This is a genomic window from Kitasatospora sp. NE20-6, assembly GCF_045862635.1.
Genome location: NZ_BPRL01000009.1, coordinates 88,777 through 101,928, shown reverse-complemented (window position 1 = coordinate 101,928; position 13,152 = coordinate 88,777). Strand labels below are relative to the sequence as shown.

The 13,152-nt window shown below is 74.0% G+C and carries 11 protein-coding genes; 3 read left to right on the top strand and 8 right to left on the bottom strand.

From position 1 onward, the window contains the following. Positions 1-6: 6 nt before the first annotated feature. A complete protein-coding gene (locus SNE206_RS10225; protein WP_407913044.1) occupies positions 7-924 on the top strand; it encodes an ABC transporter ATP-binding protein in 918 nt (305 codons plus the stop codon). A 62-nt stretch (positions 925-986) separates the two neighbouring features. Further along, positions 987-1,703: an ABC transporter permease gene (locus SNE206_RS10220; protein WP_407913043.1), complete on the top strand. Its 717-nt coding sequence runs from the start codon at positions 987-989 to the stop codon at positions 1,701-1,703. Between the two features lie 49 nt (positions 1,704-1,752). Here the strand turns inward: SNE206_RS10220 and SNE206_RS10215 are convergent, their stop codons facing one another. Together SNE206_RS10215 and SNE206_RS10210 are read right to left on the bottom strand one after the other, a co-directional pair. Then, on the bottom strand, positions 1,753-2,994 hold the full coding sequence (locus SNE206_RS10215; protein WP_407913042.1) for a CynX/NimT family MFS transporter: 1,242 nt from the start codon (positions 2,992-2,994) through the stop codon (positions 1,753-1,755). Positions 2,995-3,057: 63 nt separating this feature from the next. Further along, entirely contained in the window at positions 3,058-3,789 is a 732-nt protein-coding gene (locus tag SNE206_RS10210; protein ID WP_407913041.1) for a FadR/GntR family transcriptional regulator, read from the bottom strand. A 306-nt stretch (positions 3,790-4,095) separates the two neighbouring features. Here SNE206_RS10210 and SNE206_RS10205 point away from each other — a divergent pair, with 306 nt between their 5' ends. Continuing rightward, the gene (locus tag SNE206_RS10205; protein WP_407913040.1) at positions 4,096-6,018 is read left to right on the top strand and encodes an LCP family protein; all 1,923 of its coding nucleotides are present in this window, start codon (positions 4,096-4,098) and stop codon (positions 6,016-6,018) included. Between the two features lie 52 nt (positions 6,019-6,070). Here SNE206_RS10205 and SNE206_RS10200 read toward each other — a convergent pair whose 3' ends face one another. From SNE206_RS10200 to SNE206_RS10175, 6 genes are all read right to left on the bottom strand, one after another. Next, on the bottom strand, positions 6,071-6,895 hold the full coding sequence (locus tag SNE206_RS10200; RefSeq protein WP_407913039.1) for an HAD family hydrolase: 825 nt from the start codon (positions 6,893-6,895) through the stop codon (positions 6,071-6,073). After that, a complete protein-coding gene (gene serS, locus SNE206_RS10195; protein WP_405012191.1) occupies positions 6,892-8,169 on the bottom strand; it encodes a serine--tRNA ligase in 1,278 nt (425 codons plus the stop codon). The genes SNE206_RS10200 and serS overlap by 4 nt, the downstream gene beginning before the upstream one ends. Before the next feature lie 671 nt (positions 8,170-8,840). Further along, positions 8,841-9,776: a prephenate dehydratase gene (pheA, locus tag SNE206_RS10190; protein ID WP_407913137.1), complete on the bottom strand. Its 936-nt coding sequence runs from the start codon at positions 9,774-9,776 to the stop codon at positions 8,841-8,843. Positions 9,777-9,917: 141 nt separating this feature from the next. Continuing rightward, positions 9,918-11,939: a FixH family protein gene (locus tag SNE206_RS10185; protein WP_407913038.1), complete on the bottom strand. Its 2,022-nt coding sequence runs from the start codon at positions 11,937-11,939 to the stop codon at positions 9,918-9,920. Between the two features lie 4 nt (positions 11,940-11,943). Then, positions 11,944-12,417 carry a copper chaperone PCu(A)C gene (locus SNE206_RS10180; RefSeq protein ID WP_407913037.1) on the bottom strand — a complete coding sequence of 158 codons (474 nt, stop codon included), beginning with the start codon at positions 12,415-12,417 and terminating at the stop codon, positions 11,944-11,946. Then, entirely contained in the window at positions 12,414-13,097 is a 684-nt protein-coding gene (locus tag SNE206_RS10175) for an SCO family protein (protein ID WP_407913036.1), read from the bottom strand. Before SNE206_RS10175 ends, SNE206_RS10180 begins: the two co-directional genes overlap by 4 nt. Positions 13,098-13,152 lie beyond the last annotated feature (55 nt).

Below are 13,152 nucleotides of genomic sequence, written 5' to 3'. Positions count from 1 at the left end.
CTCGCCATGGCCGTCATCACCATCGACCGGGTCTCCCGCTGGTTCGGCAACGTCGTCGCCGTCAACGACGTCTCCATGCAGATCGGCCCCGGCGTCACCGGCCTGCTCGGCCCGAACGGCGCCGGCAAGTCGACCCTGATCCACATGATGAGCGGCTTCCTGCCGCCCTCCGCCGGCCAGGTCGCGCTGGACGGCGTGCCGATCTGGCGCAACCAGGAGGCGTACCGGGCGATCGGCCTGGTGCCCGAGCGGGAGTCGATGTACGACTACCTGACGGGCTGGGAGTTCGTGCTCGCCAACGCCGAGCTGCACGGCCTCGCCGACCCGGCGGCGGCCGCCCGGCGGGCGCTGGCCCTGGTCGAGATGGAGTACGCCCAGGACCGGAAGACCGGCACCTACTCGAAGGGCATGAAGCAGCGGGTCAAGATGGCGTCCGCGCTCGTCCACGACCCGGCCGTGCTGCTGCTCGACGAGCCCTTCAACGGCATGGACCCGCGCCAGCGGCTCCAGCTGATGGAGCTGCTGCGGCGCTTCGGCGCCGAGGGCCGCACGGTGCTCTTCTCCTCGCACATCCTGGAGGAGGTCGAGCAGCTCGCCCGGCACATCGAGGTCGTCGTGGCCGGACGCCACGCGGCGTCCGGTGACTTCCGGCGGATCCGCCGGCTGATGACCAACCGCCCGCACCGCTACCTCGTGCGCTCCAGCGACGACCGCAGCCTCGCCGCCGCGCTGATCGCCGACGGCTCCACGACGGGCATCGAGTTCGACGCCGCGGAGCGCGCGCTGCGCATCCAGGCGGTGGACTTCCAGGGCTTCACCACCCTGCTGCCGCGGGTCGCGAAGGACGCCGGCATCCGGCTGTACGCGGTCTCCCCGGCCGACGAGTCGCTGGAGAGCGTCTTCTCCTACCTCGTCGCCTCCTGACCCACCCCCGAACCACCGCCTGAACCACACCCCGAACCACCGCCCGAAGGAAGGCCGAACCCGTGAACGTGACCGTCGCCAGGCTGACCGCGCGCGGCCTGCTGGGGCGCCGCCGCGGCATCCTGCTGCTGGTCGTGCCCGCTCTGCTGCTGCTCATCGCCGTCATCGCCCGGCTGACCGCCGACGACCCGCGGGGGCTGGGCGCCACCGTCATCGGCGGGCTGGGTGTCGGCACGCTGCTGCCGATCCTCGCGCTCGTCGTGGGCACCGGGGTGATCGCCACCGAGATCGAGGACGGCTCGATCGTCTACCTGCTGGCGAAGCCGCTGCCGCGCTGGCAGATCGTCACCACCAAGCTGTCGGTGGCGGTCGCGGCGACCTGGCTGCTGTCGGGCGTGCCGATCCTGCTGGCCGGGCTGATCCTCTACGGCACCGAGGACGGCGTCGCCGTCGGCTACACCGCCGGTGCGCTGGTCGCCGGAGCCGCGTACAGCGCGCTGTTCCTGCTGCTCGGCGTCGTCACCCGGCACGCCGTGGTGGCGGGCCTGGGCTACGCGCTGGTGTGGGAGAGCCTGGTCGGCAACTTCGTGCCCGGTGCCCGCACGCTCAGCGTCCAGCAGTGGGGCCTGTCGGTGGCGAGGTCCGTCGCGGCGGAGGGCGCCATCACCGCCGACGTCTCGCTCTCGGTCGCCGTGCCGCTCCTGCTGGTGGTCGGCGTGGCGGCCACCGCACTGGCGGCCTTCCGGCTGGGCGGGCTCACGCTCGCCGGCGAGGAGTAGCCGGAGCCGCCCGCCTCCGGGCGGGCCGTCCGGAGGCGCGGGCGCCCCGTCAGACCGTACGGTCGCGGCCCGCGCCCCAGCCCGCCGCGGCCGCTGCCAGTGCCAGCGCCAGCAGCAGGGCGAGCGGGAGGTCCCAGCCGCCGGTCAGCTGGTGCAGCGCCCCGGCGCCGACCGGGCCGGCCGCCGCGAGCAGGTAGCCGACCGACTGCGACATGCCGCTCAGCCGGGCCGCGCCCGCAGGGCTGCCGGTGCGCAGCACGATGAAGGCGAGCGCCAGTCCGAGCGATCCGCCCTGGGCCACGCCGAGGACGGTGGCCGCCGCCCAGGCGCCGCCGACCGGGGCGAGCAGCAGCACCGCGATGCCGGTGGCGTTCAGGACGGCCATGGTCGCGGCGAGCGCCCGCTGCCGGCCCATCCGCCCGGCCAGCAGCGGCACCAGGAAGGCGCCGGCCACCTGCACGAGGTTGGAGAACGCGAAGACCAGGCCGGCTTCGCCGCGGTCCATGCCGTGGTCGGCGAGCACCGTGGGCATCCAGGCGACCAGGCTGTAGACCAGCAGCGACGAGATGCCCATGAACGCGCTGATCTGCCAGGCCAGCGGGGACCGCCACGGGCTCCCGCCGGCCGCCGCGCCGGTGGTCGCGCCCGCTGCCGGTACGGCCGCGGGCTGCGGACGGCGGGCGTGCAGCAGCTGCGGCAGCCACGCCAGGGCGGCCACCAGCGTGAGCAGCGACCAGGCGCCCAGCGAGGCCCGCCATCCGCCGCCGAGCGCGTGCTCCAGCGGCACGGACACGCCGGCCGCGAGGGTGGCGCCGACCAGCATGGTGGTGGAGTACACGCCGGTCATGGCGGCGGCGCGGTCCGGGAACTCCCGCTTGACCAGCGAGGGCATGGAGACGTTCAGGACGGCGATCGCCACGCCGATCACCACGCAGCCGGCGTAGAGCGCGGCCGCCGAGGGCAGCACGCGCACCAGCACGCCCGCGCCGAGGGTGAGCACCGCGCCGAGCACCACCCGCTCCGCGCCGAACCGGCGGGTCAGCCGCGGGGTGAGCGGTGCCCCGACGCCCTGGAACAGCACCGGCACGGTGGTGATGAGGCCGCTCGCGGTGGCGGAGAGCCCGAGCGAGTGCTGGATCTCGCCGACGAGCGGGGAGATCGCCGCCAGGCAGGCCCGCATGTTGAGGGCGACCAGCAGGATCCCGGCGAGCATCAGCGCCGGGTGGGCGAGGGAGGTGCGGGTACGGACGGCCGTGACGGCGGGGGACTGCGGGGTGCGGGTGACCGCCATGGCGGGAGGGGCTTCTTTCCGGACGGTGCGTGCGGGGAGGGGGAGGAGCGGGCGGTGCCCGCGTCACTTCCGGGCCGCGATGGCGGCGATCAGCTGCTCGACGGCGGCGGTCGGCCCGGCCAGCAGGGCGCGGCAGGCGGCTTCGGCGCGGTCGGGGTCGCCGCTCTCGACGGCGTCGACCAGGGCTTCGTGGGTCGCGAGGACGACCTCGGGCATCCCGTGGTCGCCGAAGGCGGCGTGCATCGCCTCGCGGACCGAGGCGCCGAAGTAGCGGTACAGCTCGGCGAGCGCCGGGTTGTGGGCGGCCTCGACGACGGCGGTGTGGAACTCCAGGTCGTGTTCGACCGTGGCCTCGCGTCCGGCCCGCTCGGGGTGGGCGGCCATGATCTCGGCCTCGCGGGCGAGCGCCGCCCGCATCCGGGCGATGTCGTGCGGGGTGTGCCGGACGGCGGCCAGCCGGGCGGCCTCCGCCTCCAGGGCGGCACGGACCTCCAGGACGTCGCGTACGTCGGAGCGCTGCACGCCGCGCAGCACGGCGGCCGGGTCGCTGGTGGAGCGGACGAAGGTGCCCTCGCCCTGGCGGGAGAGGAGCATGCCGGCGTGAACGAGCACCCGGATCGCCTCGCGCACGGTGTTGCGTCCCACGTGCAGCCGCTCGGCGAGCTCGTGCTCGGTGGGGATGCGCTCCCCCACCTGCCAGGTGCCGGCGCCGAGCTGTTCGCGCAGCTGGTCGATGGTCTCGTCGACCAGGGAGCGGCGCCCGGCGGCGTGCAGTCCGTCGGTCCGGCCGGCCATGGGCGCTCCCTTCGCGTGTTCGTGGGTCCCCTGCGCCGGGGCGCGGGTTGCCCGGTGGTGGGCTTGCCCGGTCATCCTACAACCGACCTCATCCTACAATGGCCGGACGCGTGAGCCGGTGTCCACCGGCTCGGCGTGGGAGCGCTTCCGGCCGTCGACAGAGATTGTCCGATCGTGCAATCAGCAGCCCGGGCCGTGACTCTTCAATGATGCCTTTATATGCTCCGCAGAAGCTCACGCGGCAGGACCCTGTCAGGGGTGCGTTGCTGAGGCTCGTGTTGGGCTGTGCCGGTGGAAGGTGTACGAATGTCAGGCCAGAGGGCGGGGGCGTCGGATCACGACGCCGGCTGGTGGCGGGACGACGCCTCCTTCCAGGACGGCTACGGCAACGCCGGCCAGGGCTACGGCCGGGACGGCCGGCCGGACGCCGGGCACCGCGCCGGCGGCCATGACGGGTACGGCGGCCATGACGGGTACGGCAGCCGTGGTGGTGGCCGCGGCCACGGCGGAGGCCGCCGCGACGACGGCTACGCCGAGGACCCCCGCCGCAACGACGGCTACCGCGACGACGCCTACCGCGGTCGCCGCGAGGACGACGCCTACGCGCCGCACCGCGAGGAAGCCGTGCCGCGTCCCCGCCGCGCGGCCCCGGACGAGTCCGCCCTGCCCCGGCAGGGCGGCCGGGCCGACGCCCGCCGCGGCCGCCCGGCCCCGGGCGACGACGACGGCAGCGGTGTCAGCCGGGCCGAGGCCCGCCGGGCACGGCAGCGCCCCCGCAGCCGCAAGAAGGTCGTCGTGTGGGTGGCGGTCGCCACGCTCGGCCTGGTCACCGCGGCCGGCGGCGCGCTCTACCTGAAGCTCGGCGGCAACATCCAGTCCTTCGACGGCGACGGCGTCAGCAAGAACCGCCCGGACGCCGCGACGCCGGACGCCAACGGCCACACGCCGATCAACGTCCTGCTGATCGGCTCCGACACGCGCAGCGGCGACAACAAGAGCCTGGGCGGCGGCGAGGACGGCGGCGCCCGCTCGGACACGACGATCCTGCTGCACGTCTACGCCGACCACAAGCACGCGGTCGGCGTCTCCTTCCCCCGCGACGCGCTGGTCGACATACCGCCGTGCAAGCTGCCCGACGGCTCGTGGACGAAGAAGAAGACCGACGTCATGTTCAACAGCGCGTTCTCGGTCGGCAACACCGAGACGGGCAACCCGGCCTGCACCCAGAACACCGTGGAGGCGCTGACGAACATACGCGTCGACCACACGATGGTCGTCAACTTCGAGGGCTTCTCCGCGATGACCAGCGCGGTCGGCGGCGTCAACGTCTGCCTGCCGAACGCGATCTACGAGGGCGACCTCAACCCCAACCTGGGCAAGAAGGGCAAGCAGCTCTACCCCAAGGGCGAGCAGAAGGTCGAGGGCAAGGCCGCGCTCGACTACGTACGGCTGCGGCACGGCATCGGCGACGGCTCCGACGTCGGCCGGATGAAACGCCAGCAGGCCTTCATGGCCTCCCTCATCAAGAGCGTGAAGAGCAAGGGCATGGACCCGACCACGCTGCTGCCGCTCGCCGACGCCGCCACCAAGTCGATGATCGTCGACCCGGGGCTCGACTCCCCGACGAAGCTGATCTCCTTCGCCATGCAGATGAAGAACATCGACCTGCACAACATCAAGTTCCTCACGACGCCGTGGAAGTTCGCCGGCTCGCGCATCGACCTCGTCCACCCGGACGTCGACACCCTCTGGGCCGCCCTCAAGGCCGACCGCACCCTCGACGGCCAGGACGCGAGCGCCGGCGCCGACGCGAGCCCGAGCGCCGCGGCGAGCGCTGCCCCGACCGTGCCGGCCACGGTCGACGGCACCGGCATCAAGGTCGGCGTCTACAACGGCACCCTCACCAGCGGCCTGACCACCAAGGCCGCGTCGACCCTCACCGGTTCCGACTTCACCGTCACCGGCCGGGGCAACGCCGCCACGCAGAACCACGCGACCACACTCGTCCAGTACGGCCCCGGCCAGAAGGCCTCCGCCGAGAAGGTCGCCCAGCTCTTCCCGGGCGCGACCCTCCAGTCCTCCACCAAGGCGGGCATCAGCCTCGTCCTCGGCAAGGACTACGCCTCCGGCAGCACCGCCGCCGCCGTTCCGTCCGTCCTGCCGTCCAGCATCGCCAACGACGCGCGGTCCGCGGACGACGACCCCTGCTCGAACGTCTCCTACGGCTGAGAAGCCGACGGTCCCCGGCCCACCGGGCCGGGGACCGTCGGACGGCGGCCGGTCAGACCAGGCCGAAGACCCGCTCCAGCACCAGGGCCACGCCGTCCTCGTCGTTGCCGGCCGTCACCTCGTCGGCGACGGCGCGGAGCCGCTCGTGGGCGCCCGCCATCGCGACGCCGTACGCGGCCCAGGCGAACATCGGGAGGTCGTTCGGCATGTCGCCGAACGCGATCGCCTCGGTGCGCTTCACCCCGAGCCGCAGCGACGCCACCGCGAGGCCGGTCGCCTTGGACAGCCCGGGCGGCAGCAGCTCGACGACGCCGGGCCCCGCCATCACGACACCGACCAGATCACCGGCCGCGCGCAGCGCGGCGTCCGCCAGCTCGTCGTCGGTCAGCGCCGGGTGCTGGATGTACAGCTTCGCGAGCGGGCCGGACAGCAGCTCGTCCGCGCCGACCCGGACGACCGGCAGCTCGCTGCCGATCTGCAGGCGGAAGCCCGGCCCGGCGAGCACCTGGCCGTCCAGCCCGTCCTGGTTGGCGGCCACGGCCAGCGGGCCGGTCTCGGCCTCGATCTTGGCCAGCGCCGTCGCGGCGACCCGCCGGTCCAGCGTGAGCGAGGTCAGCAGCCGGTGCGCACCGGCGTCGTACACCTGCGCGCCCTGGCCGCAGACCGCTATGCCGGTGTAGCCGATCTCGTCGAAGACCGGGCGCGCCCAGGCGGCCGACCGCCCGGTGACGACGATGTGCTGCGCCCCGGCGGCGACCACTCCGGCGAGGGCCGCACGGGTACGGTCGGAGACCGTCTCGGCCGAGGTCAGCAGGGTGCCGTCGAGGTCGGTGGCGACCAGCCGGAAGGGCAGGCCGCCACCGGGGGAGGTGCTCACTTGGCGACGGGCTCGATCACCGAGCGGCCGCCGAGGAACGGGCGCAGCGCCTGCGGCACCACGACCGAGCCGTCCGCCTGCTGGTGGTTCTCCAGGATCGCCACGATGGTGCGCGGTACGGCGACCAGGGTGCCGTTCAGCGTCGCCAGCGGGCGCACCTTGCCCTCCTCGCGGACCCGGATGGAGAGCCGGCGCGACTGGTACTCGGTGGTGTTGGAGGTCGAGGTGACCTCGCGGTACTTGCCCTGGGTGGGGATCCACGCCTCGATGTCGAACTTGCGCGCGGCCGAGGAGCCGAGGTCGCCGGAGGCGACGTCGATGACCCGGTACGGCAGCTCCAGCGCGTTGAGGAAGTCCTTCTCCCACTGGAGCAGGCGGCGGTGCTCGGCCTCGGCCTCCTCCGGCGTGGTGAAGACGAACATCTCCACCTTCTCGAACTGGTGCACCCGGATGATGCCGCGGGTGTCCTTGCCGTAGGTGCCCGCCTCGCGGCGGAAGCAGGAGGAGAAGCCCGCGTAGCGCAGCGGCAGCTGGTCGCCGTCGAGGATCTCGTCCATGTGGTACGCCGCCAGCGGCACCTCGCTGGTGCCGACGAGGTAGCGCTCCTCCTCGGCGAGGTAGTACACGTTCTCGGCGGCCTGGCCGAGGAAGCCGGTGCCGTCCATGGCGGCCGGGCGGACGAGGGCCGGGGTGATCATCGCGGTGAAGCCCGCCGCGGTGGCCTGCGCCATCGCCATGTTGACGAGGGCGAGCTCCAGCAGCGCGCCGACGCCTGTCAGGTAGTAGGAGCGGGCGCCGGCGACCTTGGCGCCGCGCTCGGTGTCGATGGCGCCGAGGATGCGGCCGAGCTCGACGTGGTCGCGGGGCTCGAAGCCCTCCGCGGCGAAGTCGCGCGGGGTGCCGATCTCCTCCAGCGTGACGAAGTCCTCCTCGCCGCCGACCGGCGCGGCCGGGTCGATGAGGTTGGCGAGCGAGCGCAGCAGGCGGTCGGCCTCGTCCTTGGCCTCGCTCTGCGCGGCGTCGGCGGCCTTCACCTCGGCGGCGAGCTCCTTGGTGCGCAGGAGCAGGGCGGCCTTCTCGTCGCCCTGCGCCTTGGCGACCTGCTTGCCGAGGGTCCTCTGTTCGTTGCGGAGCTCGTCGAAGCGACTGCCCGAGGACCGGCGCCGTTCGTCGGCGGAGAGGAGGGCGTCGACGAGGTCGACGTCCTCACCACGGACGCGCTGCGAGGCGCGCACTCGGTCGGGGTCCTCACGGAGCAGGCGAAGGTCAATCACGGGGCCAGCCTACCGGGGAGCGGGGCCCGGACCGGAACCGGATTCCCGGGGATTCGGCAGGGGATCCGGAGAGGGACCCGGCTGACGGCCCGTCGGTTTTCGTCCGCTATTCACCGCATTGAGGCCGGGCGGCAAACTCGGACGGTTATGGAGCTTCTTGTCCGGTAGTGTCCGGATCGGTGCGTGCGGGCGGCGGGGATGCCGGGCTGCGGGCCCGTGGACGGGCCCGCCGGGCCGGGCCGCGGCGGGGTGCGACGGGCTGGCGAGGCCCTGGGGATAACCCCGCCCCGCCTGTGGATAACCCCTGGGAAAAACGGGCGCCGATCCCGCTTGTCCACAGGCAGGGCCCGGATCCTGTGGACGACCGGAAAGTGAAGAGCGATGAGGCGAATCGCAAGGGAATTGAGGTTTGAAACCCGGATGAGCCTTCTCGGGTGAGGGAATTCGCTCGCTCGCGCAGGTGATTCGATGGCAGAAGGGTGACTCTGGTCCGATTAGTCACCTCTGTGGACGGGTGTGATGATCCGACCAGGCTTGTCGGTGGCTATACCGCTTTGTCGACTCGGGCCGCTCCTTGTGGATAACCTCCGTCGGGCCGCAGCCTGTGGACGAAGCTCCGGCCCTGTGGATGAACAGGCGGCCCCACGGCCGCCCGTCCCCACCGGAAGCGGTCAGATCTCCCCGCGGCCGTCCAGGCAGCGGGACAGCCAGTCCGCCGCCGCCGAGAAGTCAGCGTCGGTCGTGCCGGGCCGCACCGACCGCTGCGGGCCGGCGTCCGCCCGCGGGTACGAGCCGAGGAAACGCACCTGCGGGCAGATCCGCTTCAGGCCCATCAGTGCCTCGCTCACCCGGCGCTCGCTGAGGTGCCCCTCGCAGTCGATCAGGAAGCAGTAGTTGCCCATGCCCTCGCCGGTCGGCCGCGACTCGATGCGCATCAGGTTGATGCCGCGCACCGCGAACTCCTGCAGCAGCTCCAGCAGCGCACCCGGGTGGTCGTCCGGCAGCCAGACGACCATCGAGGTCTTGTCCAGCCCGGTCGGCGACGACACCCGGCCCGGCCGGCCGACCAGCAGGAAGCGGGTCGTGGCGTTCGCGGCGTCGTGGATGTCGAGCACCAGCGGCTCCAGCCCGTACAGCGGCGCCGCGAACTCGCCCGCGAACGCGCCGTCGAACCGGCCCTCCTGCACCAGCCGGGCGCCGTCCGCGTTGGACGCCGCCGCCTCCCACTGGGCCTCCGGGAGGTTGGCCGCCAGCCAGCGGCGCACCTGCGGCTGGGCCACCGGGTGGCTCGTCACCGTCTTCACGTCCGCCAGCGCGGTGCCCGGACGCACCAGCAGCGCGAAGGTGATCGGCAGCAGCACCTCGCGGTAGATCATCAGCGGCGCGCCGGAGGCCAGCTCGTCGCTGGTCGCCGTGACCGCGCCCTCCACCGAGTTCTCCACCGGCACGAACGCGCCCGCGGCGTCGCCGGCCCGCACCGCGTCCAGCGCCGCCGGCACGGACGCCAGCGGCACGAGCTCGCGGGTCGCCGCCTCCGGCAGGGTGCGCAGGGCGGCCTCGGTGAACGTGCCTTCCGGCCCGAGATAGGTGTAGCGGGTCGCCGACATGCCGCCTCCGTACGCAAGGGTGGTGCTGAGCAGGACTCGGCCTGCCACGATAGTCACTCCCGGCGCCCGGCCGGGCGCCGTCCCGCCTGCTGGTCCCCCGGCCCGGGGTCGTGCACCGTGCATCGGGCCGGGGGAGCGGGGTCAGCCGACCTTCAGCTGCTCCGTCGCCGTGGACTGGTCGATGTCGGAGGAGCGCACCGTCACCGACACCACCCAGTTTCCGGCCAGCGGGAGCTGCGCGGTACCCGTCCAGCGTCCCGTGCCCTGCGCGGCGAGCGTCACCGGCAGCGGGCCGAGGTCGCGGTCGGGCAGGGTGAAGGCGAGCTGCACCTCGGGCACGGTCACCGGTGCGCCCGTGCTGTCGTCGAGCTTCAGCGTCACCTGGTTGGGGCCGGTGGCGACCGGGTTGACCGTCACCGTCGCGGTGCCCTTGGCGTTGGGCGTGCTGCCGCCGGTGTCGTAGGGCAGTTTCAGCTCCGTCGTCCGGCCCGGCACGGAGCTCGCCCCGGGCGCGGCCGGCGTCTGCGCGGTGGCGGCGACGGCCTCCGCGACCCGCCCGGGCGGCGCGTTGGTCAGCATCGTGGTGACGACCAGCACGGCGACCGCCACCACGCTCTCCACCAGCACGGTGCGGCGCAGCCCGGCCCGCGCCGGACCGCCGTCCCGGCTGCGCCGCTCGCCGGCGGCGGCCCGGGCGGCCTGCTGCCGCCGGAGCTGCGCGCGCCGTACGGGGTCGTCCCCGGCCCCGCCGGAAGCCTCCGCGGGGCCCTCCGCGGGGCCCTCCACGGGGCTCTCCACGGCGGTCTTCGCGGCGTCCGCGGCGGTTCCCACGACGGCGTCCGCGGTGGGCCCCGCCGGGGCGGCCCGGAGCCGGGCGACCCACGCCCGGGAGATCCAGGCCAGCCCGACCATCGCGGCCACGCAGCCGACCTTGATCAGCAGCAGCCGCCCGTACTCGGTGTCCACCAGCGCGCTCCAGCTGCCGAGGCCGCGCCAGGCCTGGTAGACGCCGGTGGCGGTGAGCACCGTGACGGCGGCCAGCGCCAGCTTGGAGAACCGCTCGACGGCCGCCGTCGGCACGGCGTGCCGCAGCCCCACGAGCAGGGTGGCCAGGCCGCCGAGCCAGACCGCGGTCGCCAGCAGGTGCAGGGCGGCGGTCGGCAGGGCCAGCGGCACCTGGATGCCCACCGAGGAGTGGTCGGCGCCGACCCAGGTCGCGGTCAGGGCGACGGCGAGCACCGCCCCGGCGACCCCCAGGCCGAGGCGGGCGTCGCGCAGCGGGCGTTCGGCGGCGCGTCGCTCCAGCGCGCGCAGCTCGTCCTCCTCGCCGCCCGCGGGGGCCGGGCCCGTCCCGGTGTCCGCCGGGTCCTCCCCGGGCTCCTCCTGGCCGAGGCGGCCGACCAGCAGCGACAGGAAGACGCCGCCCGCGGCGAGGAGCAGCAGCCGGGCGGCGAGCGCGGTGCCGATCCGCTCGTCGAGGGTGGCGCGCACCAGCGTCAGGTCGAAGGCCTGCCCGAGGCCGGTGCCCCGCTCGTACGGGCCGCGCAGCAGCAGCACCGCCACGGTGGAGACCAGCAGGGCGATCCAGCCGGTCATCAGCAGCCGCTGCACGGCGTGCACGGCCGCGCCCCGCGGCCAGCAGACCAGCACGAAGACCGCGGAGCCGACCAGCAGCGCGAACGCGGCGTACGCGATCGTGCGGGCGGTGCCGTACGCCGCGGCGACCACGGCGTCGGGCTCGGCGCCCTGCACGGCGGAGGCGGGGACGGTGGTGTCGGAGGGAGCGCCGATGGAGAAGGTGAACGCGCCGCCGACGGGGTGGGAGTCCTCCGAGACGGCCCGCCAGGCGACGGTGTAGGTGCCGTTGCCCAGGCCGGTGCGGAGGGTGACCCGGGCGGTGGCGTCCTTGCCGTCGGCGTGGGCGGCGTCGCCGTTGTCCACCTGCTGCCCGGCGGGGTCGAGCACCCGCACCGAGTCGGTGGTGAGCGAGACGCCCTCGCTGAAGGTGAGGGTGACGGCGGCGGGGGCGGTGGCGGTCACCGCACCCTGGGCCGGGTCGGTGGCGACCAGGGCGGCGTGCGCGGCGGCGGTGCCGGCGCCGCCCAGCAGCACGGCGGCCGCCGCGGCGAGGACGGCGAGCAGCGCGGCGGCTCTCCTCAGCATGGTGTCAGCTCCCGGGCCGGTAGGTGAGCGGCTTGACCGGCACGGTGACCGTGATGGTGCCGCTCCTGGCGAAGGTGAGGTCGAGTTCGAGTACGTCGCCGACGGCGGGCTGCTTCTGCCATCCCATGATCATGAGGTGGTTGCCGCCGCGGCCCAGCTCCAGCTCGCCGTGCGCGGGCACCGGCAGGCTCTCGACCGAGGTCATGGTGGTGGCGCCGGAGGTGTGCATGGTGACCGAGCCGGCGTCCGGGCTGGTCACGGCGAGGAGCCGGTCGCCCGCGCCGCCGTCGTTGCGGACGGTCAGGTAGCCCGCCCCCGCGCCGCCCGGCAGGGCGGGCAGCGGGACGTAGCTGTCGCTGACCCGCAGCACCGCGTCGTCCCCGGAGCCTGCGCCGCAGGAGACGAGTATCAGGCCGCCGGTCAGCGCGGTGGCCAGCCCGGCGCCGACCAGGGCGGAGCGGCGGAACCCGAGGCTCACGCCGCCACCCCCCGGGCGAGCAGCGGGAGGTCGTGGGCGAACGTCGCCACCGAGCTGTCACCGAGGTAGAGCAGGTGGGCCTTGTCGTCGGAGGGCAGGAAGGCCAGCACCTGGGCGCCGTGCGCGGAGGTGACCGTGCCGTCCGTGTTGACGACCGGGTCCTGCACGGCGACGCCGACGCCGAGGGCGGCGGTCTTCACCTTCGCGAGGTCGCCGGTGAGGCCGATGAAGCCGGTGCCCATGGAGTCGAGCCAGGTGCGCAGCACCTTGGGGGTGTCGCGCTCGGGGTCGGTGGAGACGAAGACGACGTCGATCTTCTTCTGCTCCTCGGCCGTCAGCTTGGCCATGGCGACCCCGATGTCGCCCATGGTGGTCGGGCAGACGTCCGGGCAGCTGGTGTAGCCGAAGAAGAGGAGCACGGAGCGGCCCGCGGTCTGCTTGCGCAGGTCGAAGGGCTGCCCGGAGGTGTCGGTCAGCACGAGGTCGGGCTTGGCGAAGTGCTTGCTCAGCACGCTGCCCTGGTAGGCGGAGCTGCGGCTCTCCTTGCGCACCGTGGCGGCGCCGCCGTTGCTGCTGCTGCCGCCGGACGAGCAGGAGGTGAGCGCGAGCGAGCCGGCCAGGGCCAGGGCCAGGGCGGCCACGGCGGGCAGCCGGGTCCTCGGACGGGAGGCGTGGGACATGGTGACGGTGTTCCGATCGTGCGCGGGGCGGGCGGGGCCGGCCCGGCGGGCCGCA